Annotated in this window: 17 protein-coding genes; 10 read left to right on the forward strand and 7 right to left on the reverse strand. The window is 62.0% G+C overall.

Annotation, left to right across the window (positions count from 1 at the left end; translation table 11 throughout):
• Positions 1 to 10 precede the first annotated feature (10 nt).
• The 6 genes from E4631_RS04635 (at position 11) to E4631_RS04660 (ending at position 9,091) form a co-directional block, all read left to right on the forward strand.
• The gene (locus E4631_RS04635) at positions 11 to 1,234 is read left to right on the forward strand and encodes an oligogalacturonate lyase family protein (RefSeq protein ID WP_166648254.1); all 1,224 of its coding nucleotides are present in this window, start codon (positions 11 to 13) and stop codon (positions 1,232 to 1,234) included.
• Between the two features lie 6 nt (positions 1,235 to 1,240).
• Complete coding sequence (locus E4631_RS04640) at positions 1,241 to 2,389, forward strand: glycoside hydrolase family 88 protein (protein ID WP_133659807.1); 1,149 nt, start codon at positions 1,241 to 1,243, stop codon at positions 2,387 to 2,389.
• A gap of 123 nt (positions 2,390 to 2,512) precedes the next feature.
• Entirely contained in the window at positions 2,513 to 5,374 is a 2,862-nt protein-coding gene (locus tag E4631_RS04645; protein WP_133659806.1) for a glycosyl hydrolase, read from the forward strand.
• A gap of 123 nt (positions 5,375 to 5,497) precedes the next feature.
• The gene (rhaM, locus tag E4631_RS04650) at positions 5,498 to 5,812 is read left to right on the forward strand and encodes an L-rhamnose mutarotase (protein WP_133659805.1); all 315 of its coding nucleotides are present in this window, start codon (positions 5,498 to 5,500) and stop codon (positions 5,810 to 5,812) included.
• 107 nt (positions 5,813 to 5,919) lie between these two features.
• Complete coding sequence (locus E4631_RS04655) at positions 5,920 to 7,350, forward strand: glycoside hydrolase family 28 protein (RefSeq protein ID WP_133659804.1); 1,431 nt, start codon at positions 5,920 to 5,922, stop codon at positions 7,348 to 7,350.
• Positions 7,351 to 7,546: 196 nt separating this feature from the next.
• On the forward strand, positions 7,547 to 9,091 hold the full coding sequence (locus E4631_RS04660) for a M20/M25/M40 family metallo-hydrolase (protein ID WP_133659803.1): 1,545 nt from the start codon (positions 7,547 to 7,549) through the stop codon (positions 9,089 to 9,091).
• A 168-nt stretch (positions 9,092 to 9,259) separates the two neighbouring features.
• Here E4631_RS04660 and E4631_RS04665 read toward each other — a convergent pair whose 3' ends face one another.
• The 5 genes from E4631_RS04665 to E4631_RS04685 form a co-directional block, all read right to left on the reverse strand.
• On the reverse strand, positions 9,260 to 9,829 hold the full coding sequence (locus E4631_RS04665) for an LUD domain-containing protein (protein WP_133659802.1): 570 nt from the start codon (positions 9,827 to 9,829) through the stop codon (positions 9,260 to 9,262).
• On the reverse strand, positions 9,826 to 11,211 hold the full coding sequence (locus tag E4631_RS04670; protein WP_133659801.1) for a lactate utilization protein B: 1,386 nt from the start codon (positions 11,209 to 11,211) through the stop codon (positions 9,826 to 9,828). The genes E4631_RS04665 and E4631_RS04670 overlap by 4 nt, the downstream gene beginning before the upstream one ends.
• Positions 11,212 to 11,403: 192 nt before the next feature.
• Positions 11,404 to 12,141, reverse strand: a complete 738-nt coding sequence (locus tag E4631_RS04675) for a (Fe-S)-binding protein (RefSeq protein WP_133659800.1) — start codon at positions 12,139 to 12,141, stop codon at positions 11,404 to 11,406.
• 161 nt (positions 12,142 to 12,302) lie between these two features.
• A complete protein-coding gene (locus E4631_RS04680; RefSeq protein WP_133659799.1) occupies positions 12,303 to 13,637 on the reverse strand; it encodes an FGGY-family carbohydrate kinase in 1,335 nt (444 codons plus the stop codon).
• A 3-nt stretch (positions 13,638 to 13,640) separates the two neighbouring features.
• Complete coding sequence (locus tag E4631_RS04685) at positions 13,641 to 14,921, reverse strand: TIM barrel protein (RefSeq protein ID WP_133659798.1); 1,281 nt, start codon at positions 14,919 to 14,921, stop codon at positions 13,641 to 13,643.
• Between the two features lie 857 nt (positions 14,922 to 15,778).
• Between E4631_RS04685 and E4631_RS04690 the strand changes: the two genes are divergently transcribed.
• Both E4631_RS04690 and E4631_RS04695 read left to right on the forward strand, forming a co-directional pair.
• Positions 15,779 to 16,042, forward strand: a complete 264-nt coding sequence (locus E4631_RS04690; protein WP_133659797.1) for a hypothetical protein — start codon at positions 15,779 to 15,781, stop codon at positions 16,040 to 16,042.
• A 109-nt stretch (positions 16,043 to 16,151) separates the two neighbouring features.
• Positions 16,152 to 16,964 carry a peptidase M12 gene (locus E4631_RS04695; protein WP_133659796.1) on the forward strand — a complete coding sequence of 271 codons (813 nt, stop codon included), beginning with the start codon at positions 16,152 to 16,154 and terminating at the stop codon, positions 16,962 to 16,964.
• A gap of 295 nt (positions 16,965 to 17,259) precedes the next feature.
• Here E4631_RS04695 and E4631_RS04700 read toward each other — a convergent pair whose 3' ends face one another.
• Positions 17,260 to 18,270, reverse strand: coding sequence for a GntR family transcriptional regulator (locus E4631_RS04700; RefSeq protein WP_133659795.1), 1,011 nt, complete (start codon positions 18,268 to 18,270; stop codon positions 17,260 to 17,262).
• 212 nt (positions 18,271 to 18,482) lie between these two features.
• The gene (locus E4631_RS04705; RefSeq protein WP_133659794.1) at positions 18,483 to 20,591 is read right to left on the reverse strand and encodes a bifunctional aldolase/short-chain dehydrogenase; all 2,109 of its coding nucleotides are present in this window, start codon (positions 20,589 to 20,591) and stop codon (positions 18,483 to 18,485) included.
• 235 nt (positions 20,592 to 20,826) lie between these two features.
• On the opposite strand from E4631_RS04705, the gene rhaT reads away from it, so the two are divergent.
• Both rhaT and E4631_RS04715 read left to right on the forward strand, forming a co-directional pair.
• Positions 20,827 to 21,918 carry an L-rhamnose/proton symporter RhaT gene (gene rhaT, locus E4631_RS04710; protein WP_133659793.1) on the forward strand — a complete coding sequence of 364 codons (1,092 nt, stop codon included), beginning with the start codon at positions 20,827 to 20,829 and terminating at the stop codon, positions 21,916 to 21,918.
• 163 nt (positions 21,919 to 22,081) lie between these two features.
• The gene (locus E4631_RS04715; RefSeq protein ID WP_133659792.1) at positions 22,082 to 22,858 is read left to right on the forward strand and encodes a rhamnogalacturonan acetylesterase; all 777 of its coding nucleotides are present in this window, start codon (positions 22,082 to 22,084) and stop codon (positions 22,856 to 22,858) included.
• Positions 22,859 to 22,873 lie beyond the last annotated feature (15 nt).

Here is a 22,873-nt window from a genome sequence, read left to right on the forward strand (position 1 = left end):
CTTTGCACCCATGAAAACCTACCTGGCTGCCGCCCTGCTCGGGGCTATGGCGCTGCTGCCCTACCCCCCCGCCCAGGCGCAAAGCCACTTCGAAACCGGCGGCCAAACGCCCATGCCCGCCGCCGACTGGGTCGACCAGGCCACCGGCCACCAGGTGCGCCGCCTCACGCCGCTCGACGGCGGCAACGGCAGTTTTTACTTTCACAACAACCCCTTCGTGAAAGTGGGGGGGAGCGACGCGATGGTGTTTTACCACACCGGCACCCAGGGCCAGCAGCTGCAGCTACTCGACCTGGCCACCCGCCGCGTGACGCCGCTGAGCGAGTACTACCCCAAAATCAGCGGGGAAATTGTGGATGCGCGCCGCCACGACGTGTATTACCAGGCTGGCAGCGTGGTGTATGCCACCAATACCGACACGCACAAGACCCGGAAAATCTACGCGTTCCCGGCCGATTTTCCGGGGAGTATTTCCACCCTGAATGCCGATGGCACGCTGCTGGCCGGCTCGCTGGGTGGAGCCGAGGCGCGCGAGATTTTCAAAAAATACCCGGCCAAGAGCGACTTCTTCAACCGCATCTACGATGCCAAGGTGCAGCATATCTTGTTCACCATCAATACGAAGACGGGTAAGCGCGACGAGATTTATCAGGAGAATACCTGGCTGGGCCACGTGCAGTTTTCGCCCGTTGACCCCGACCTGCTCATGTATTGCCACGAGGGGCCCTGGGGCAAGGTAGACCGCATCTGGCACATCAGCATTAAAACGCACGCGGTCAAATTGATACATAAGCGCACGGTGGACGGCGAAATTGCGGGCCACGAGTTTTTCAGCCCCGATGGCCAGACGGTGTGGTTCGATTTGCAGCAGCCGCGCAGCGTCACGTTTTACTTGGCAGGCGCGCCGGTGGCGGGTGGCCCCGAGAAGCGCTACCAGCTGCAGCGCAACGAGTGGTCGATTCACTACAACATCTCGCCCGACCAGAAGCTGTTTGCCGGCGACGGTGGCGACCCCGGCCAGGTGGCCAAGGCGCCCGATGGCGAGTGGATTTACTTATTTCGGCCCTCAGGCGACCAGTTTCAGGCCGAAAAATTGGTGAGTATGGCCCACCACAACTACCACCTGGAGCCCAACGTGCACTTTTCGCCCGATGGCAAGTGGATAATCTTTAGGGCCAATTTTGAGGGCTCGGAGCAGGTATACGCGGTGGAAATTGCCAAGTCGGCTTCTTAACGATTTATGCTACAGTTGACTAACAATCAGTATCTGCGTGCTTGCCTGAGCCTCATTTTGGGGCTGCTGCTGGCCCTGCCCGCCGCCGCCCAGCAATTGCCAAAGAAGAAGGACGTACTCAAAAAGATGACGCTGGCCAACGCGTATTTTATGCAGCAGTGGCCCGACCCCGGCAAGGAAATAATGACTAATAAGCTGCGGCCCAGTCATATCTGGACGCGCGGTGTGTACTACGAGGGCCTGATGGCGCTCTACGGCATCGACCCGAAGAAGAAATACTACAACTACGCCGTGGACTGGGGCCAGAAGCACAACTGGGGCCTGCGCAACGGTCCCACCGGCCGCAACGCCGACGACCAGTGCGCCGGCCAAACCTACCTCGACCTCTACCAGATTGACCCCAAGCCCGAACGTATTCGGGAGCTGAAAGCGGCCATCGACAACACCGTGCACAGCGATAAAGTGGACGACTGGTGGTGGATTGATGCCCTGCAAATGGCCATGCCCGTGTACGCCAAGCTGGGCGTACTGACCAAAGACACTGCGTACTACGGCAAGATGTACCGCCTATACAGCTTCGCTAAAACCCGGCAGGGCGGCCCCGGCCTCTACAATCCGCAGGACAGCCTGTGGTGGCGCGATAAGGATTTCCTACCCCCCTACCAGGAGCCCAACGGCCAGGACTGTTACTGGAGCCGCGGCAACGGCTGGGTGGTGGCCGCCCTGGTGCGCGTGCTCGACATCATGCCCCAAGACGCCCCACATCGCGCTGAGTATGAGCAAACCTACCTGGCTATGATGCGTGCCCTACCCCGCCTGCAGCGCCCCGACGGCTACTGGAACGTAAGTCTGCACGATGCCACCCACTTCGGTGGTAAGGAGCTGAGCGGCACTGCGTTGTTCGTCTACGGTATGGCCTGGGGCGTGCGCCAGGGACTACTCGATAAGGCGAAATACGAACCGATTATCGCCAAAGCCTGGACGGCCATGGCCACCGAATGCGTGCACCCCGACGGCGCGCTGGGCTACGTGCAGGGCACCGGCAAGGAGCCCAAAGACGGCCAGCCCGTGAGCTACACCAGCAAGCCCGATTTTGAGGACTACGGCCTCGGCTGCTTCCTGCTGGCAGGCAGCGAGGTGTATAAGCTGAAGTAAAGGGTTATAAAACAACGTCATGCAGAGCGCAGCGAAGCATCTCGCGTACAGCACTAACTTCTAACGTCAGCAGACATCAGCACACGAGATGCTTCGCTGCGCTCTGCATGACGGTCAACTTATATGAAAAAACAACTCGCTCTCGCCCTGCTGCTTAGCGCCTCCCTACCCCCCCTTGCGGCGCGGGCGCAGGCGCCTGCCTGGCCCACCATCACGCAGCAAAACCGGCCCTGGACGCGCTGGTGGTGGGAGGGTAGCGCCGTGAACCCGCAGGACCTGACGCACCTGCTGACGCAGTACCAGCAGGCCGGCCTGGGCGGCCTGGAGATAACGGCCATCTACGGCGTGAAAGGCGCGGAGAGTCAGTTCATTGACTTCCTCTCGCCCAAGTGGGTCGATATGCTCACGCATACCCTCGCCGAGGGCCAGCGCCTGGGGCTGGGCGTGGACGTGGCGCAGGCCTCGGGTTGGCCCTTCGGCGGGCCCTGGGTGACGCCCGCCGACGCCTGCAAATACGTGGCTTACCAGACCTACACCGTGCAGGGCGGCCACCAGTTCGCTGAAAAAGTAAGCTTTACCCAGAAGCCCATCGCCACGGCCATTGGCCACAAGGTGGACATTAAGCAGCTCGCCGACCCCGTGGCGACTAACAAGAATATGCAGGCGCTGGCGCTGGAGCAAGTGCGCTTCGAGAAGCCGCTGCCCTTGCAGGCGCTCATGGCCTACCCCGCCCAGGGCGCGGCTATCGACCTGACCAGCAAGGTCGATGCCACCGGCAAGCTCACCTGGACGGCCCCGGCGGGCACCTGGACGCTCTACGCCATTTTCCAAGGCTGGCACGGCAAGCAGGTAGAGCGCGCCGGCCCCGGCGGCGAAGGCGACGTGATTGACCACTTCTCCCGAACGGCCACCACGCACTACTTGCAGCGCTTCGACCAGGCCTTCAAGGGCCGCGACGTGCGGAGCATTCGGGCGTTTTTCAACGACTCGTATGAGGTAGACGATGCGCAGGGCGAGGCTAACTGGACGCCGCTCATGTTCAGTGAGTTTCAGCGACGCAGGGGCTACGATTTGCGCCAGCACCTGCCGGCTTTGTTCGCAAAGGGGGGGGTAGACGAAAACGCCCGCGTACTCACCGATTACCGCGAAACCATCTCGGAATTATTGCTCGAAAACTACACCGAGGCCTGGGCTACCTGGGCCCACGGCTACGGGGTAAAAATCCGCAACCAGGCCCACGGCTCGCCGGCCAATATCCTGGATTTGTACGCTGCCACCGACATTCCGGAAACGGAAGGCGAAGACCTCACGCGCATCAAGTTTGCCTCGTCGGCCGCGCACGTCACGGGCAAGCCGCTGACCTCGGCCGAAACCGCGACCTGGGAAAACGACCACTTTCTCTCGACCCTGAGCGACGTGAAAAAGGCCGTGGACCGGATGCTGCTCGGCGGCGTCAACCACGTGTTTTACCACGGCACGGCCTATTCACCGCAGGCGGCGGCCTGGCCCGGCTGGCTGTTCTACGCCGCCGTGGAGTTCAATCCGCAGAACCCATTCTGGCAGGATTTCGGCCAGCTGAACCGCTACGCGGCGCATTGCCAGAGCTTTCTGCAAGCCGGCCAGCCCGCCAACGACGTGCTGCTCTACCTACCGCAGTACGACGCCTACCAGCGCCCCGGCAAGGTATTGCTCCAGCATTTCGACGGCATCGAGCACGGTTTCAAGGGCCTGCCCATTGAGGCCACCAGCGAGCTGCTGCTCAAGCAAGGCTACGGCTACGACTTCATTTCGGACAAGCAGGTGCAGCTGGTGCAGGCTAGCGGCGCGGGCCTGCGCACCAGCGGCGGCGCGCAGTACCGCACCATACTAGTGCCGGCCGCGCGCACCATGCCCCTATCCACCTGGCAGCACCTGCTGGCGCTGGCACAGGCCGGCGCCACAGTGGTGGTGCAGAATGCATTACCCACCGATGTGCCCGGCCTCGGCGACCTGGCCCGCCGCCAGGCTACCTTCAAAAAGCTGACGGCGCAGCTGAACTTTAAACCCGTGGCCAGTGGCCAGCGGGCCACTGTGGGTAAGGGCGCATTCCTGCTCGGTACCGATGTAGCGCAGCTGCTGACGCAGGCCGGAGTGTCGCGCGAAACGCTGGTGGACAGTGGCTTGCAGTGCGAGCGCCGCCGCACGGCCAACGGCTACACCTACTTTCTGGCCAACTGGAGCGACCAGCCCGTGCACGCCTGGGTGCCACTGGCTACCGCTGCCAAATCGGCCAACCTCTACGACCCCATGACCGAGCAGCTGGGCGCGGCCGCCGTGCGTCAGTCGGCGGGGGGTAGGGCCGAAGTGTACGTGCAGCTGGCGCCCGGCGGCTCGTGCCTGCTCGATACCAAAACTACGGCCGCAGTGCCCGGCCTAGCCTTTGCCTACTACCGGCCAGTCGGTCCCGCGCAGCCAGTAGCCGGAACTTGGGCCGTGCGCTTCGTGAGCGGCGGGCCCACGCTGCCCGCGCCGCTGCAAATCGCGCAGCTCGATTCGTGGACCAAGCTGGCTGGCGAGGCGGGGCAAAAATTTGCCGGTACCGCCACCTATACTACCACCTTCGCCCTACCCCCCGGCGGCAGCGCCGAAGGCTACCTGCTCGATTTAGGCAGGGTAGGGCAGAGCGCCCGCGTGCAGCTCAACGGCCAGGAAGTCGGTACCTTGTTGGGTCCAGCCTACCAGCTGTATCTGCCTAAAAGTCAACTGAAAGCCAGTAATGAGCTGGCCATCAGCGTGAGCAACGGCATGGCCAACCGCATTGCCGACATGGACCGCCAGCACCAGGAATGGAAGCTGTTTTACAACGTGAATATGGCCGCCAAGCTTAAGGAAAACCGTGGGCCCGACGGCCTGTTCACCGCCGCGCAGTGGTCGCCGGTAGCGTCGGGGCTACTGGGGCCGGTTACGCTCACGCCGGTGGCGCTGGGCGGGCCGGTGGCGCAGTAGGGTAGTCGCTTGTTTTCGTTTGTCATTGCGAGCGCAGCGCGGCAATCGCCCCAGAACGATGACGTTCTGGGGCGATTGCTTCGCAGGCTCGCAATGACAAAATATCTTGCTTGATAATTACTTATGGAAGAAATCGCCTTCACTATGCAGCTGCTGCCCGGCGTGGCGGCCGAGTACCAGCGCCGGCACGACGAAATCTGGCCCGAGCTGACTGCGGCCCTGCACGCGGCCGGCATCCGCGACTACTCCATCTTTCTGGATGCGGCCAGCGGGCGGCTGTTTGGGGTGCAGAAGCGGGCGGCTGGCCACACCGCCGACGCCCTACCTGGCCTGCCCATAATGGCCCGCTGGTGGGCCTACATGGCCGATTTGATGGAAGTTAATCCCGATAACTCGCCGGTGGTAACGCCGTTGGCGCGGGTTTTTCACCAAGACTAATTTTTCATGCCGCAGCAGGTGAGTGCGGGAAGGTGGCCGGGCGGGCAGCCTGCACTTTTGCCAATACTAAACCGGCCCGCTACCCCGCGCGGCTGGTCCTGCCCTCCATGAAGCTTCATCCCACCTACTTCCTGCCCCTGTTGCTGCTGGCGCTCAGCGCTTTCATACGTCCGACTACGCCCGCCGCTGACTCCGACCCGGCCTGGGTGAAGGGGGTAGGGGCCAAAACCCTGCCGACCGCCAAAACTGTGTTTGCTGCCGCCAAGTACGGCGCCGTGGGCGATGGCAAAACGCTGAATACTAGCGCGCTGCAAAAGACCATCGACGCGGCGGCCAAGAAGGGCGGCGTCGTGACGCTGGCGCCCGGCCAGTACCTCACCGGCTCGCTGTTTTTGAAGAAGGGTGTGACGCTGCACCTCGACAAGGGCGTGACGCTGCTCGGCAGCCAGGACCTGAAGGATTACCCCGAAATCCCGACCCGCGTGGCCGGCATCGAGATGGTGTGGCCCGCCGCGCTGCTCAATATTCTGGACCAGGACAACGTGGTCATCACCGGCGAAGGCACCGTGGACGGGCAAGGTAAACCCTTCTGGGACAAGTACTGGGCCATGCGCAAGGAGTACGACCCCAAGGGCCTGCGCTGGATAGTGGACTACGACGCCAAGCGCCCGCGCCTGCTGCTGATATCGAACGCCAGCAACGTGACCCTGAAGGCCGTGACCCTGCAACGCTCGGGCTTCTGGACGGTGCACGTGCTGTACTCCAAAAACGTGACCGTGGATGGCATTACGGTGCGCAACAACCTCGGCGGCCACGGCCCCAGCACCGACGGCATCGACATTGATTCGAGCAGCTATGTGCTGGTGCAAAATTCTGATATTGATTGCAATGACGATAACTTCTGCCTGAAGTCGGGCCGCGACGCCGACGGCCTGCGCGTGAACCGCCCGGCCGAGTACATCCTCATCCAAAACTGCGTGGCCGGTGCCGGCGATGGCCTCTTCACCTGCGGCTCCGAAACGTCGGGCGGCATCCGGCATGTCATCGCCCGCAACCTCCGGGCCAAGGGTACCAAGGTGGGCATCCGCATCAAGTCGGCCCTCACCCGGGGCGGCACGGTGGAGGATATACGAGTGGATAATATCGAGATGGACGGGGTTGGCACGGCTATTCTGCTCACCATGAACTGGAACCCTGCCTACAGCTACTCCACGCTGCCTGCGGGCTACACCCAGGAAACCCTACCCGCCCACTGGAAGGCGATGCTGACCAAAGTAGAGCCCGCCGAGAAAGGCATTCCGCATTTTAAGGATGTAGTTATCAGTAATGTGCGGGTGCAGAACGCCAAGGTAGCCATATCGGCTGAAGGTCAGCCCAACTCGCTGTTGGAAAACATGACCCTTGACAACGTGACCATGACCGCCGAAACCGCCGGCGGCATCAATTACGCCAAGGACTGGACTATCAAAAATGTAACAATTAAGGCGAAGGACGACGAGCCAATGGCGGTGCAAAACAGCGCCCAAATCAAGTTTTAGGTTGTTAAAAAAAAGTGAATGACACGAGAAGCCGCTTCCCTTGGGAGCGGCCTCTTTTTTGGGGGTAGGCGAACCTGTAAAACGGAGTGGCACTCCGTTTCCGCGTGAACGACTTGTTCAACGATAAGCCGTTTCCGCGTGAACGACTTGTTCAACGATAAACGGAGTGCCACTCCGTTTTACATACCTTGGGGGCATGAAGAAACTTTACCTGCTCACGGGCCTGCTGCCGCTGGCCGCCGCCGCGCTGCTCGCCGCCGCCCCGCCTGCCACCGTCCTCACCAAGGTGCGGCAGTACCGCCAGCGCCACGAGCACGAGCTGCTGGCCGACTACACCCGGCTGCTGGCCATCCCCAACGTGGCAGCCGATACGGCCGGGTTGCGCCGCACCGCCACCACTATTGCGGAGCTGATGCGCCAGCGCGGCATTGGGCAGGTGCAGCTGCTGCCGGCCACCACGCCCGGCGTGGCGCCCGCCGTGTACGGCGAGGTGCGGGTGCCCGGCGCCAAGCGCACTATCGTGTTTTACGCCCACTACGATGGCCAGCCCGTGAACCCCGCGCAGTGGGCGCCGGGCCTCAGCCCCTTCCGGCCCACGCTGGCGAGCGGCTCGCTGGCCAGCGGCGGGCAGCTCCTACCCCCCCTGGCGCCGGGCACGGCCATTAGCCCCGACTGGCGCATCTACGCCCGCGGCAGCTCCGACGACAAGGCCGGCGTGATGGCCATTATCTCCGGCTATCAGGCCCTGGCCCAGAGTGGCGGCCGGCCCACCGCCAACCTGAAATTCTTCTTCGAAGGCGAGGAAGAAGCCGGCTCGCCGCACCTGGCCGAGCTATTGGCTAAGCACCGCGACTTGTTGAAATCGGACCTCTGGATAATCTGCGACGGGCCAGTGCACCAGTCGGGCCGCAAGCAGGTGGTGTTTGGAGCGCGCGGCGACGTGAACGTGGCCCTGACCGTGTACGGCCCCAAGCGCCCGCTGCACAGCGGCCACTACGGCAACTGGGCCCCCAACCCGGCCATGAGCCTGGCCCGCCTGCTGGGCTCGATGAAAGACAGCACCGGCCGCGTTACCATCGCGGGTTTCTACGACGACGTAATACCCCTCACTGCTACTGAGCAGGATGCGCTGAAGCGAATCCCAAACATTGATGACGATATCCGGCGCGAGCTGGGCTTTGCCCGGCCCGACGGCGCGGGCCAGTCGCTGGTGGAGCTCATTAACCAGCCTTCGCTGAATATCAACGGCATGCGTAGCGCCAACGTGGGGCCGCAGGCCGCCAACGTTATACCCACCACCGCCGATGCGGTGCTGGATTTGCGCCTCGTGCTGGGCAACGACTACCAGCGCCAGATTGCCAAAGTAGTGCGCCACATCGAGCGCCAGGGCTTCTTCGTGACCCGAGCCGAGCCCACCGACGCCGAGCGGGCGCGCTACCCCCGCCTCGTGCGCGTATCGCCCGCCACCGGCTACAATGCCCAGCGCACGGCTATGGATTTGCCGCTGGCCCGCAGCGTGGTACAGGCCGTGCAAACTACTGTAGGCCAGCCGGTAGTGCTGCTACCCACCTCCGGCGGCAGCCTGCCGCTCTACGTATTCAAGCAGGAGCTGGGCGCCACCACGCTCACCGTGCCGGTGGCGAATTATGATAACAACCAGCACGCTGAGAATGAGAATATCCGCCTGGGTAATTTGTGGGATGGGATGGAAACGATGGCCGCGCTGATGACTATGAAGTAGGGGGGTAGGCGGTGGTTCGGCGCGGGCGGGCGCCTCACCCCCTGACCCCCTCTCCGAAAAGGAGAGGGGGCACCGGTCTTGCGCAGATGTGGAAGGTGGCTGGCTCCCCCTCTCCTTTTCGGAGAGGGGGCCGGGGGGTGAGGCGCCCCATCCGCGCCGTCTACCCATTCAATACACCAGCACCACCAGGCTGCGCGCCCCGTGCGCGCCAATGACGAGCGACTGCTCGATATCGGCCGTTTTCGAAGGCCCAGCGATAAACAAACCGTAACCGCCAGGGCCGGCCGGCAGGCGGGCGTAGGCCTGGTGCATGGTGGCCACTAGCTGGCGCTGGTCGAGCACCAGGGCCAGGTGCTGCGTCACGGTGGGTAGGGCGCGGTGCAGCATCTGGGCCTCGGGCAGCCACACGGCGCCGTTTTCAGCCACACCAAATTCGCCGGCCAGTACGGCCAGGTCCACGTCGGCCAGCACGTCGGTCGGCGTTTGCTGGTCAACCACTAGGGTAGGTGTGAGCAGCGCTGAGGCGACGAGCCGAGCCGCCGGAAACAGCTGCTGCACCGTGGCGGCCAGCTCGCTGCGCGCTGCCAGCCGCACCACCGTGCCCCCGATGCTGGCCAGCACCTCGCTGAAGCGCGCCAGCGAGGCATCGCCGCCGAAGTCGGACGGGGGGGGTAGGGACATAAGGGCGGGCTTGTTGGCGCGGGCGGCGGCCAGAATACGTTCGCGGCTTGAACTCATGCGGAGGGGGTAGGGGCTTGCTGGGCGTACCAGTCGCGAAAGCTTTGCTTGGGCGGCTCGGGCAGTTCGCGGGCAATGGCCCAGGCGTTCACGGCCTGGTTGTGGCTGAGGGCGTGCGGCAGCAGGCGCAGGCCCCGGCGCGCCAACTGCCCGCTCAGCTTGAAGGCCGCCGGACTGGCCAGCAGGCGGCCCATAAACTGCATGCCCAGCTTCTTGGCGACAAGCAAGCCGTTGGCCTCGGCCACGATTTGCCGCCACTTATACAGCTGGGTGTGAATGTCAATCTTGACCGGGCACACGTCGGTGCACGAGCCGCAGAGCGTGCTGGCGAAGGGCAGCGTGCTGTGCTTTTTGAGGTCGATATTGGGCGAGAGGATGGAGCCAATCGGCCCCGGCACCGTGAAGTCGTAGCTGTGGCCGCCGCTGCGCCGGTACACCGGGCAGGTATTCATGCAGGCCCCGCAGCGAATGCACTTTAGCGAGGCCCGAAAATCGGGCCGGCCCAGTTGCTTTGTGCGGCCATTATCCACAATGATGACGTGCATCTCCCTACCCTCCGCCGGCCGGGTGTAGTGCGCGGTATAGGTCGTAACGGGTTGGCCCGTAGCGCTCCGCGCCAGCAGCCGCGTAAACACGCCCAGGTCTTGCAGCCGCGGAATCAGTTTTTCGATGCCCATGCTGGCGATGTGCACCGGCGCCAGGTTTACGCCCAGGTCGGCGTTGCCCTCGTTGGTGCACACCACCACCGAGCCCGTTTCGGCAATGGCAAAATTGACGCCCGTGAGCGCCACCTCGCCCGCCAAGAACTTGGCCCGCAGGTGCTGGCGCGCCGCCTCCGTCAGCTGCTGCGGGTCGGTGAGGCCCTCAGCAGTGCCCAGGTGCTTGAAGAACGTCTCGCCCACGTCCTCCTTTTTGAGGTGAATAGCGGGCAGCACTAAGTGGCTCGGCGGCTCGTCGCGCAGCTGAATAATGCGCTCGCCCAGGTCGGTGTCAATCACCTCCAGCCCGTGCTCGATGAGGTACGGATTGAGGTGGCATTCCTCGGTCAGCATCGACTTGCTCTTGACCACCCGCGTGGCCCCGCGCGCCCGGATAATATCGAGCACGATGGCGTTGTGCTCGGCCGCGTCGGCCGCCCAGTGCACACGCACGCCGTTGGCCAGCGCGGCGGCCTCAAACTGCTCCAAATAGAAGTCTAGCTGGCTGAGCGTGTGGTCTTTAATGGCCGACGCCAAATTGCGCAGCTCCTGAAACTCGGGTACGGCATATACCGCCTTGTCGCGCTTCTGGCGCACAAACCACAGTGTTTCGTCGTGCCAGCTCGTGCGCTCGTGGTCAAGCACAAAGGCTTCGGCGCGGCTGGCGTGGGTGCGGTAGCTCATTTTATAACGACTAATGATAAGTGACTAGTGACTAATGACTAATGAAATCCGTCTGTTTTTGCGACTAATCGTCTGTCATTGCGAGCGAAGCGCGGCAATCGCATCAAAACGAGTCGTGCGGGTGTCGCGCTGGTGCGATTGCCGCGCTTCGCTCGCAATGACAGACGATTTGCAGTTACAGGTAATTAACAATCAGCTGATTCCATTCAATATCTCCACCGCGTGCAGCACCTTCATAGGCAGCTTTTGGCGGCGCACGATGCCTTGTAGGTGCATCAGACACGACATATCGCCGCCGGTCAGCACTTGGGTACCGTTGCGCAGGTGGTCCTGCACGCGGTCGTGGCCCATGCGGCCCGAAATGGCTGCCTCGCTCACGCAAAACGTGCCCCCGAAGCCGCAGCACTCGTCATTGCGGTCCAGCTCGGTGAGCTCGATGCCGTCGAGGCCGGCCAGCAGGCGGCGCAGGTGGCCGTCGCGCACGGGCGTCACTTCCGACTCGTTGGCCTGGTGCAGGCCGCGTTGGCCGTGGCAGCTCAGGTGCAGGCCCACTTTGTGGGGGTAGGCGCCGGGCAGCGTCGTAATGCCCAGTTTATCCACGATAAAATCAATCAAATCCACCGTATTGGCCCGCACGCGCTGCACGGCGGGCGTCTGCTCCAGCTTGTCGAAATGCTTGCGCACGTGGTACACGCAGCTGCCCGAGGGCACCACCACGGCGTCGTAATCCTGAAACGTTTCCACGAAATGCCGGTAGATGGGCAGCGCATCGCGCTCGCAGCCGCTGTTGGCCAGCGGCTGGCCGCAGCACGTCTGGCCGGGGGGGTAGGCGGCCGTAATGCCTAGCTTGCCCAGCAGCTGCAAGGTGGCGATGCCCACCTGCGGGTAAAACTGGTCCACGTAGCACGGCACGAAAAGGGCGACTTTCATAGGGATAAGTAAGACTATTTCGCCCTCCGCGCTGACCTCACCCCCTAGCCCCCTCTCCCGTGGAGAGGGGGGACTAGTTTCTAGTTTAAAAGCTAGTCTAGAGCTAGTTCCCCCTCTCCACGGGAGAGGGGGCTAGGGGGTGAGGTCAGCACGAAGGGCGTTCAATTAAACAGCAGCTGCGTTTTTTTCCATGCCTCGCCCTGCTCCAGGTGCACGAGCGCGCCCAGCGCGGTGGCCTGCGGCACCTCCAGGGTACGCACTTCCGCCTGCGGGAAATTCCAGCTCAACGTTTGCATAAACAGCGGGTTGCGGGCAAAGCCGCCATCCACGTAGATGATTTTTTCGCCCTGCCACACCAGCTTCATCGAAGCCAGCAGGATATCGACCAAGCCATGGATGAGGTGCTGATACGCATCGTGGGCCGTGCAGAAGCCCGAGAGGTCCCAGTCGCCGGCCGGCTCGTCGGGGGTAGGGCCGCCGCCGGCCAGGCAGCCGGGCCGGAAGGCCGCCGAGGCCGCGTCGCGGGGCCGCGCCAGCACCAGCGAGCGGTAAAAATCGGGCTTCACGTGAAAAAACTGCGCAATGCGCTCGACCTGATAGTCGTGCTCGCGGCCCAGAAAGGCCCGCGCCGCCCGCATGGGCTGGCCGCGCGGCGTGAGAAAGCTCACCACGTCGCGGCGCAGCAGCTCGGGCGTAAGCGGCTGGCTATTAAATGGGTTGATAGTCACCCACCACGTGCCGGTGCTCACCAGCATAAACGGCTCGTCCACTTCCAGCAAGTAGGGCATCACCGCCGCCGAGCTGTCGTGCAGCCCTACCCCCACCAGTATGCCATCCACGACTGAGGCAATGGAATCCTGGGTGAGCGGGGCCAGCTTCTCGTCAATGCCCTCGCGGCGCACCCAGTCGTGGTACTGCCCGCGCTCAAAATCCCAGAGCGCCGTGTGGCAGCCCACTGAAGTGTAGTCGCTAAACTTCTCGCCGGTAAGCAAATACGACAGGTATTGCGGCAAATGCAGCGAGGTATGAATGCGGGCGTACTGCTCGGGCTTGGCGTGCTTGAGCCAGTACAGCTGCAGGCCCGAGTTCAACATGCCCAGCTGCGGCGAGCAGGTGGTGGCCGTGAAATCGGCGGCCGACTCGGCTAGCTCGGCGTAAAAGCGCGCCGTGAGGTCGGCGGGCAGCGGCTTCAGGTAATTGTAGAGGGGTAGCACGGGCTCGCCGTCGGCCCCCAGGTGCACGAAGCTGGCGCCGTAGGCCGTGAAATTGACGCCCTTCACGGTGTAGTGCGGGTGGTGGCGCAGCTGGTGCCAGTGATCCTGCATCCACTGCGTGAGGCGCGGCAGGTGGTCGCACGGAAAGCCATCGTCGTCGAGCACGTCGGTGCACACGTGCAGCATCTCGTCAATAATCTGCCGCTCCTCATTGAAGAGAATCAACTTCTTATTGGTCTTGCCGATGTCGAACACGGCGTAAATCGGTTTCTTGGTCGCCATCGCTTACAGGCCGGTTGAGAGGCTGAACTTGCCGCGCTGGGCAATGAGCTGCTGCCGCACGCCGGCCGCCCGGTAGGCCGCCACCGGCCGCAGCGCGCCGCCGGCCTGGCGGTAGGCCTCGGCTACCAGCGGCCGCACGTCGGTGAGAAACGCGTCGCGCAGAATTTCCTCGGCCCGCACCGTGTCGTTGGCTTCTTGAGCTTCAGCCAGGGCGGGGCGGTCCACGAGCAGGGCTTTGGCATAGGCCCCCAGGATGTTATCCACCGATTGTAGGAGGTCTTCGAGCGGGTCCTTGGTATTGTGGCTGGCGTCAATCATGTAGGCCACGGCCGCAGTAGTCAGACTGGCGTCCTGGCTGGCATCCACTAATTCATTGAAAATCAAGAAGAGCTGAAACGGCTTGGCGCTGCCCGTGGTCAGGTCGTCGTCGCCGTAGCCCGAGCCGTTGAAGTGGAAACCGCCCAGGCGGCCCAGCTGCCGCAGGCGGCCCACAATCTGCTCGATGTTGGTGTTGGGCAGGTGGTGGCCCAGGTCCACGAGCACCTGCGCCTGCTGGCCCAGCGATTGGCACAGCGTGTACGACGTGCCCCAGTCGGGTATCACCATCGAGTAAAAATTGGGCTCGTAGGGCTTGTACTCGATGAGCATCGTCCAGTCGGAGGGTAGGGCCTCGTAGATGGTGGCCAGGCTCTCCTGGGTGCGCAGGTAGGCGCTACGCAAGTGGCTCTGGCCTGGAAAGTTAGAGCCATCGGCCAGCCACACGGTGTGCACCTTGGCGCCCAGCTGCGTGCCGTACCGGATGCACTCGATATTATGCGCCACGGCCTGCGCCCGCACGGCCGCGCTGGTGGCGCTCAGCGAGCCAAACTTGTATGTCTGCGCCTGGTCTTTCTGGTCCTGGAACGTGTTCGAGTTCATCGAATCAATCGACAAGCCCTGCTCTTTCAGCAGCTGGTGCAGACCCGCAATATCCTGCGGAATATCCCAGGGGATGTGCAGCGAAATCGAGTTCGACGAGCCATTGAGCTGATTCAGCAAGCCCACGTCGTTAATTTTTTCCTCCAGCGAGCGCGGCTCGCCGCCCGCCGGAAACCGCCCGAAGCGCGTGCCGCCCGTGCCCAGCGCCCAACTCGGAATAGCCACCTGAAACTCCACCAGCTGCAGAATGATGGTGTGGGCATCGACCCCGCGCCGGCCCAGCAAGTCGGCTAGGTAGTCAAATTGCAGGTTGTGCTCGCCCAGCAGCGGCTGGTTGAGGTCGTGGAGTTGGTCTTCGGAGAGCATGGGCGCTGGGTGGGGGGTAGGCGGTGTTAGAAGAGTAGCAAATTACCCCTTGCGCCTTGTCCGAACTGTTCTGAACTCTCCTGCCTGGGGCGATTAACGTACCTAAACGCAGGGTGCGGCGGGGAGGCTTTCCGCTAAATTCCTGCGAAATTTTATATAAACAGTTACCAAGCAAGTAGTGTGTAGGCCTTGTTCTCACTATTGAGAACAGGCTCTAAAATGGTAGGCATGCGGTCGCCCCTGCCTCTGGTAAGCAACGCGACGGACTACTACCTGCCGGGCCGGCAGCCAGGGTTGCCCAAGCAGTGTGCTAATAGAAAATAATTAATAAATATTTGGTTTTCAGTGCTAGTACGGATGAGCAAGATTTTTAAGGCCCATACCTTTATAGAGAAGTAGCGCACTTACTAAAGCCGCACTACTAGTTGAGCTACTACGGCGAGCAGCCCGGTGTGCCCCCTTGCGAGTACGCCGCATAGTACCACGTCATGCCAAGTGAGGGCGGGGCGTGGGTTTGGAGGGATGGGGAAGAAAATACACGGAGGAAAGCGAGCTACTCATGGAGTACTAAGCAGGCCATACACAGCGGGTAGGCGGGGTAGCAAGGATTGTCTGCCCCGCCAGCGCATTGCGCTTCGACTGCATCATGCCTGGCCAGGGCCATTTGTCATTACAGTTCCAGCGCGCTCCATCCCTTAGCGACTAAAGCAGCCAGCTGGCCCTGGCTAGTGTTACCCGGGTTTCGCATTAGGAGCGGTCAGACCGCCTGCTCGTTTCCGGTGCCGAGCCCTGTTTACATCTTGCGGGCGGTCCGCAAGGTGAGAATCATTTTTTCACTTTTTTTCATTTTCAACGTCATGCCAACTACCCACCAAGAACACCAGCTCAACTATGAAGAGCTGGGGGCCGCTGCGGCCAAGCTCGACCACGCCGCCGTAGAGAAGGCTGCCAGTGCCATGAGTGCGCCGACCGCCGCGGGCCTGGTCCCACCCCAAATATGCAACCTCTACGGCAAGGTAAAGCCGTTTTTGAAGCTTATTGCGAGCATCCCGTTTATACCAGGCAGCATTAAGGCGGCTATTAGTGCCTTTATGGCGGGCATGAACTTAATCTGCCCCTGAGGTAGGTAGCTGGTTCGGGCCGGGGCATCCCCGGCCCGACACTTAGCGCAGGCGGCGGTTGCTGTGTAGTACGTCGCCGTTTGCTTTTCACCTTACTTATTCTCTTCCTATGGCTACTACCCCTGCGGCCCCGGCCGAAGCCCCGCTGCTCACCTGCACCCCCATGCGCCTGCCGCAGGACCTGTGGATTCCGGCGGCAGCCCAGGCTACGACTATCAACCCCGTCAACCACCCGCCCGTGGGCCGGATGGCGCAAGTGCTGAAAACTGCGCCTACGGCGCTTGAAATTGCCATCTTAACCACCAAAAAATGGCGTACGGTAGGGGTGCATCTTACCGTCGGCTTCCTCGATACCCCCCCGGTGGCGCTGCGCAAGCGCCTGCTGCTGCACATGAATGCCTGGGGAAAAATGGCCAACATATCGTTCAAGGAAAGCAAGAGCAACCCACAGGTACGCATCGCACGCGCGGGTGGCGCGCACGGAGGTTACTGGTCATACCTAGGCACCGATATTCTTAGCATTGCTTCTGATAAGCCTACCATGAACCTGGAGGCTTTCACAATGAACACTCCAGATTCGGAGTTTTACCGGGTAGTACGCCACGAAACGGGGCACACCCTGGGCTTTCCGCACGAGCACATGCGGCAAGAGTTGGTGGCGCTAATTGACCCCAAGAAAGCTATTGCCTACTTCGGGGCTACTCAGGGCTGGTCGGCCGCCGAGGTAAAGGCGCAGGTACTCACACCGCTGGAAATATCATCGCTGGTGGGCACGGTGCCACCCGACCCGCATTCCATCATGTGCTACCAGATTCCGGGCACCCTCACCAAAAATGGACAGCCCATTATTGGCGGCCCCGATATCGACAATACCGATTACGCTTTCGCTGCTACCATGTACCCGAAGCAACTGGTAAAGTAATCGAATAGCGCCCTACCCCCTTGGGCCTTATTAGCAAAACTGCTGGAGAACCCCAACGAAGCCGTGCAACTTAAAATAGGCGGTAGGCAGCAAACGGGTGCAGCCCAGCTAAGGAATAAGGCTTGCGCGTAGAGCAACCCCCCAAAACTCCCTGAGTAGCGCAATGAATCAGTAATAGCTTGCCGATGTGCCCTGTTGCCACGTTGTGATAGTAGAGGCGTGGCCGCTTCATCATGACCAGCGCGAGTTATGTTGCGCCAAACCCGCGCTGATAATTTAACTCACCACCTCACTACTACAGCGAGCCGCGCCGGATAGTATAAAATGGGTTATTCACCTTCACGCGCTGCTTTTCGAGCAGCAGCTGGGCGGCGGTGCGGCCCATGGCCACGAAGTCGGTGGTAATGACCGTCATGTTCAGCAGCTCCTTGAGCGGGGTTTCGTTGAAGGAGATGATGCCGATTTCGCGGCCCAGCAGGAAGCTGGTCTGGCGGATTTTCTTCACCAGCTCCACCAGGTCGGTTTCGCGGATGACGACGTAGGCCGTGCCTTCGATGAGCACCTCGTTTTTGGCGTTTTCGACCACCGCGAAGTCCTTGTCGCGGCTCAGGCAAAAGGAGCGGAAGCCCCAGGGCAGCTCCTCGGGGTGGTTGGCGTCGGAGGGCAAGATGAGTACTAGGCGCGAGTACTTGGCCAGCAAATCCTGGGTGTTGACGAGCGCGTTGAAGATGTCCTTGTCGAAGTCCTGAAACACGCGCAGGCAGTCGTGGCCCAGTTCGGGCAGGTCCTTGTCGAGCAGCACCAGCTCCTGCGACGGGATGGTATTCAAGATGCTGCGGTACAGGTTTTTATCCGTGTCGAGTGTGAAGTGGGGCATCACCACGTAGTAGTTGTACTTGCCCAGGTTCTTCTCGATAATCTCCTGAAACAGGTTGACGTTGTAGTGGTGAATCTGTAAATCGACGGTGGCCTGGTCGCCCAGCGCCTCCAGAAAAGCGTAGTAAATCTCCTTTTTATAGGAGCTCAACTTGTTGAAAATCATCAGGATTTTCAGCTTGTTTGAGTCGCGCGACTGCACGTAGTAGCCCTTGCCCTGCACCGACGTGATGAAGCCGCGCTCGCGCAGCTCCCGGTAGGCCTTTTCCACCGTGTCGCGGGCCAGGTAGTGCTCAATGCTCAGCTCGCTGATGCTGGGCAGCTGGTCGCCGTTTTTGAGCACGCCGCGCTCGATATCCGCGATAACCGACTGCACAATCTGCTTGTACTTGGGGGTTTTATCGAGCGGCTTGAGCTGGGGCGTGTACATAAAAAGAGCGAAGGTGGGTAGGGGGCCAAAACTACGGCAAGACGCAGAAAATATTGGCTATGGCCTTCAATTTAAGCATTTCCAAAACAAGAACGTCATGCTGAGCTTGCCGAAACATCTCTACCACGCCGTTCGGGTTAGTAACCTACCGGCGTGGTAGAGATGCTTCGGCAAGCTCAGCATGACGTTCTAAGTATTACAGTAGGAAAAGCTTAGCGCACGAAAGCCATTGCTACCCCCCCGTCCACGTTCAGGACGTTGCCGGTGCTCTTGGCCAGCGAGCCATCCACGAACACGAGCACGGCCTTGGCGATGTCCTCGGCCAGGACTTCCTCGCCCAGCAGCGTGCGCTTGGCGTAGTGCTGCGGCAGGTCTTCCACCTTCACGCCGTAGGCCTTGGCGCGGCCGGCGGCCCAGTCGCCCTCCCAAATTTTGGAGCCGCGCAGTACGGCGTCGGGGTTCACGGTATTGACCCGGATTTTGTCGGGACCCAGCTCGGCGGCCAGCAGGCGGCTCATGTGCAGCTGGGCAGCCTTGGCGGTGCCGTAGGCCACGTTATTGGGGCCGGCCACGAGGCCGTTTTTGCTGGCAATGTTCACGATGTCGCCGCCCAGGTTTTGCTGGCGCATAATCTCCACCGCGCACTGGCTCACCAGGAACTGGCCCTTCACGAGCACGTCATTGAGGATGTCCCAGTCGGCCTGCGTCGTCTCCGACAAGGGCTTGCTGATGCTCAGGCCGGCGCAGTTCACCACAATGTCTACCCCCCCAAATTGCAGCGTGGCCTGCCGAAACGACTCGGCGATGGTGTCGGCATCGGTCACGTCGATGGCCGCCGTGAGGGCACTGTCCTTACCAAATTTCTTCCGCAGCGACTCCTGCGTTTCGGCCAGGCGGTCGCGGTCGGTGGCCACTACGCAGGCGCCGTGCTGGGCCAGCAGCTCGCAGATGGCCAGGCCGATGCCGCCGGTGCCGCCCGTCACGTAGGCCACCTTGCCCGAGAGGGCCTTGGGCTTGGCCATGCGCTGGAGCTTGGCTTCTTCGAGCAGCCAGTACTCGATGTTGAAGGCCTCCTGCTCGGCCAGGCCCTGGTAGGTACTCACGGCCTCGGCGCCGCGCATCACGTTGATGGCGTTGGTGTAAAACTCGGCTGCCACGCGGGCCGTCTGCTTGTCTTTGGCGAAGCTCAGCAGCCCTACCCCCGGCCACAGGATGATAACTGGGTTGGCATCGCGCACGGCCGGGCTATTGTCGTGCTTGCAGCGCTCGTAGTAGGCCACGTAGTCCTGGCGATAGTCGGCAAATAGCCCTTCGAGGTAGGCTTTTACAGCGGCCGCGTCGCCTTTCATCTGCTCGGGGTCGAGCACGAGGGGGCGGATTTTAGTGCGCAAAAAGTGGTCGGGGCAGCTGGTGCCTTTGGCGGCCAGGCGGGCCAGGTCGTGCGAGTTCACAAACTCCAGCACGCGGGCGTCGTCGGTGTAGTGGCCCAGCATGCGGCGCTGGCTGCTGGCCAGGCCGCGCAGCAGGGGTAGGGCGGCGGCGGCCTGCGCGCGGCGGGTGGCTTCGTCGGGGCCGTTTTCCAGTTTCACGCCGCCGAATACCGGGCTTTTCTTACCGTAGTTAGCTTCGAGATAGGTAGCCGCCATCTCAATGACTTCCAGCGTATTGATATACGATTCGTAGCTCGTGTCGCCCCAGGTAAAGAGCCCGTGGCCGCCCAGAATGACGCCGCGCAGGCCGGGGTTGTCGGCCACTATTTTCTCCAGCTGCAGGCCCAGGTCGAAGCCCGGCTTCTGCCAGGGCAGCCAGCCCATGGTATCGCCCCAAATCTCGCGCATAATGGCCTCGCCGTCCTGGCTGGCCGCGATGGCGATGAGCGCATCGGGGTGTAGGTGGTCGATGTGCTTGAAGGGCAGCAGGCCGTGCAGCGGCGTATCGATGCTGGGCGTGGCGCACTTGGGGTCGAAGAGGCAGTACTCAAACAGGCCCACCATCTCATCCTCGTGGGCCAGGCCGCGGTAGCGGGCCTTCAGCTGGTGCAGCTTCTCGACGTAGAGGTTGGCGCAGCCGGCTTTGGTGAGCGTGCCGATGTCGCCGCCCGAGCCTTTGACCCACATTACTTCGGCGGCTTCGCCGGTGACGGGGTTGGTGGCCTGAATTTTAACCGACGTATTGCCACCCGCGTAGTTGGTCAGGCGCAGGTCGGCCCCGAGCAGGTTGGAGCGGTAGAGGAACAGGGCCACTTCGTCGCCGGCCAGCTCGGCGGCTTTGGCTTCGTCCCAGAGGTAGCTAACGTGCTGAAAGGTGAGGGTGGGGTGCATAAGCAGGGTGAAATGAGCAACCGTAAAAAGTCCGGGCGTAGTTTGGGCACAAAACTCTGGCTTGCCCCGCCCGCCAACCTCCTGCACTCTCCTGCTTGGGCGTAAAAAAAATGTTACGCCCAGCGGATAGTTGGCGCCGCCCAGCTTATCAGGAGAGCACAGGAGAGTTTGGGGGGGTAGGGGCCGCAGCTTTGCCAGTACACTCACGCTACTTTTTATCCCACCCACCCTATCTATGGCCGTCATCTGGGGAGTCATTCTGCACGCGCTCGGGGGCTTTGCCTCGGGCAGCTTCTACTTGCCTTACAAAAAAGTAAAGGGTTGGGCCTGGGAAAGTTACTGGCTCGTGGGCGGTATTATCTCCTGGGTGTTTGCGCCCTGGATAATGGGCTCGCTCACGGTACATAACTTGCTGGGCGTGCTGCATCAGGCCGATAACTCGACCCTGCTCTGGACCTACATGTGGGGCGTGCTCTGGGGCTTCGGCGGCCTCACGTTTGGGCTGGCCATGCGCTACCTGGGCCTGAGCCTGGGCATGGCCGTGACGTTGGGCTTGTGCGCCGTGTTCGGCACCATCGTGCCGCCGCTCTACCTGGGCACATTCCCGGCGCTGGTGCACTCGCCCTCGGGCCAAACCATCCTCATGGGCCTGGTGGTGTGCGTGATGGGCATCGTGATTTGCGGCCTGGCGGGCATTATGAAGGAAAGGTCGCTGACCAGCAAGCAGAAAAAAGAAACGATTGCCGAATTTGACCTGCGCAAGGGCGTGCTGGTGGCCGTGTTTTCGGGCATTATGAGCGCCTGCATGTCATTTGGCCTCACCGCCGGCCAGCCCATCGCCGAGCTGGCCCGCCAGAGCGGCACCGCCGAGCTGTTTATGAATAACGCCATCCTGGTCGTGATTCTGCTGGGCGGCCTCACCACCAACGCCGTGTGGTGCATCTACCTCAACGTCAAGAATAAGACCTACACCGACTACCTCAACCCCACCATGCCGGCGCTGCGCAACGTGCTGTTTTGCGCGGCGGCGGGCTTCACGTGGTACCTGCAGTTCTTCTTCTACGGCATGGGCGACAGCCAGATGGGCGCCTACCGCTTCTCGGGCTGGACGCTGCACATGGCCTTTATCATCGCCTTCAGCTCGTTCTGGGGCCTGATGCTGCACGAGTGGCGCGGTGCCAACCGCCTGACTATGCGCACGGTAGCGGTGGGAATTGTGGCCGTGGTATTCTCCACGGTAATTGTGGGCTATGGGAATTACCTGGGCTCGGAGCAGCCCACGGCCAGCAAAAAGGAGCAGCCCGCACGGCCCGTAGCGGCGGAGTAGGCGGCGCAGGCGGCACCTCACCCCCTAGCCCCCTCTCCAAAAGAGAGGGAGAACTAGTCTTTAGTCTTAGCTCTAAATACTAGAACTAGCCCCCCCTCTCTTTTGGAGAGGGGGCTAGGGGGTGAGGTGAACGCGAGGGCCTTTTAGCGAAATCCATTCAACTATGCGCAAAAATCTGCTCCTGGCCCTGGCGGCCCTCCTAGCCCTCACGGCCTTCCTCCCCAGGCCCGCGCCTACCCCCACGCTGTTCATCATCGGCGACTCAACGGTGCGCAACACCGGGCCGGGGCAGCAGGGCTGGGGCACGGCCCTACCCCGCTATTTTGACACCACGCGGCTGCACATCGTCAATAACGCGATGGCCGGGCGTAGCACGCGCACCTTCATTTCGGAGGGGCGCTGGGCCAAAACCATCGCCGCCATCCGGCCCGGCGACTTCCTGATTATGCAGTTTGGGCACAACGAAGGCAGCGTGCCCGACACCACCAAGGCCGGCCGCCGCGGCGTGCTGCGCGGCACCGGCCTCGAAACCAAACCCCTCGTGTGGCCCGACGGCCACCCCGAAACCGTGAACACCTACGGCTGGTACCTGCGCAAATTCATTCAGGAAGCCAAGGCCAAAGGGGCCACGCCCATTGTGTGCTCCATGATTCCGCGCAACGAGTGGAAGGACGGCAAGGTCATCCGGGCCGACCAGGATTTTGGTAAGTGGGCCGCCGAGGTGGCCCGGCAGGAGGGGGTAGCGTTTATTAATCTGAATGAGCTGACCGCCCGCAAGTACGACCAGCTGGGCCCCGAGGCGACCAAGAAATTCTTCCCCGGTGACCACACCCACACCAACCCCGCCGGGGCCCAGGTCAACGCCGAATCAGTAGTAGAAGGCATTCGAGCCGACAAAAAGCTGGCCCTCAACAAGTACCTGCGGCCGGCGGTGAAATAGCCGCCGCGTCTTTCT

The sequence above is a fragment of the Hymenobacter sp. UV11 genome (genome assembly GCF_004684095.1).
Classification (GTDB): Bacteria; Bacteroidota; Bacteroidia; order Cytophagales; family Hymenobacteraceae; genus Hymenobacter.

Coding starts and splice junctions, on each gene's coding strand:
- E4631_RS04675 (WP_133659800.1), bottom strand. CDS start 12,141: ATGAAAGTCGCCCTTTTCGTGCCGTGCTACGTGGACCAGTTTTACCCG.
- E4631_RS04670 (WP_133659801.1), bottom strand. CDS start 11,211: ATGAGCTACCGCACCCACGCCAGCCGCGCCGAAGCCTTTGTGCTTGAC.
- E4631_RS04715 (WP_133659792.1), top strand. CDS start 22,082: ATGCGCAAAAATCTGCTCCTGGCCCTGGCGGCCCTCCTAGCCCTCACG.
- rhaM (WP_133659805.1), top strand. CDS start 5,498: ATGGAAGAAATCGCCTTCACTATGCAGCTGCTGCCCGGCGTGGCGGCC.
- E4631_RS04665 (WP_133659802.1), bottom strand. CDS start 9,829: ATGAGTTCAAGCCGCGAACGTATTCTGGCCGCCGCCCGCGCCAACAAG.
- E4631_RS04680 (WP_133659799.1), bottom strand. CDS start 13,637: ATGGCGACCAAGAAACCGATTTACGCCGTGTTCGACATCGGCAAGACC.
- E4631_RS04660 (WP_133659803.1), top strand. CDS start 7,547: ATGAAGAAACTTTACCTGCTCACGGGCCTGCTGCCGCTGGCCGCCGCC.
- E4631_RS04705 (WP_133659794.1), bottom strand. CDS start 20,591: ATGCACCCCACCCTCACCTTTCAGCACGTTAGCTACCTCTGGGACGAA.
- E4631_RS04635 (WP_166648254.1), top strand. CDS start 11: ATGAAAACCTACCTGGCTGCCGCCCTGCTCGGGGCTATGGCGCTGCTG.
- E4631_RS04695 (WP_133659796.1), top strand. CDS start 16,152: ATGGCTACTACCCCTGCGGCCCCGGCCGAAGCCCCGCTGCTCACCTGC.
- rhaT (WP_133659793.1), top strand. CDS start 20,827: ATGGCCGTCATCTGGGGAGTCATTCTGCACGCGCTCGGGGGCTTTGCC.
- E4631_RS04700 (WP_133659795.1), bottom strand. CDS start 18,270: ATGTACACGCCCCAGCTCAAGCCGCTCGATAAAACCCCCAAGTACAAG.
- E4631_RS04690 (WP_133659797.1), top strand. CDS start 15,779: ATGCCAACTACCCACCAAGAACACCAGCTCAACTATGAAGAGCTGGGG.
- E4631_RS04685 (WP_133659798.1), bottom strand. CDS start 14,921: ATGCTCTCCGAAGACCAACTCCACGACCTCAACCAGCCGCTGCTGGGC.
- E4631_RS04640 (WP_133659807.1), top strand. CDS start 1,241: ATGCTACAGTTGACTAACAATCAGTATCTGCGTGCTTGCCTGAGCCTC.
- E4631_RS04655 (WP_133659804.1), top strand. CDS start 5,920: ATGAAGCTTCATCCCACCTACTTCCTGCCCCTGTTGCTGCTGGCGCTC.
- E4631_RS04645 (WP_133659806.1), top strand. CDS start 2,513: ATGAAAAAACAACTCGCTCTCGCCCTGCTGCTTAGCGCCTCCCTACCC.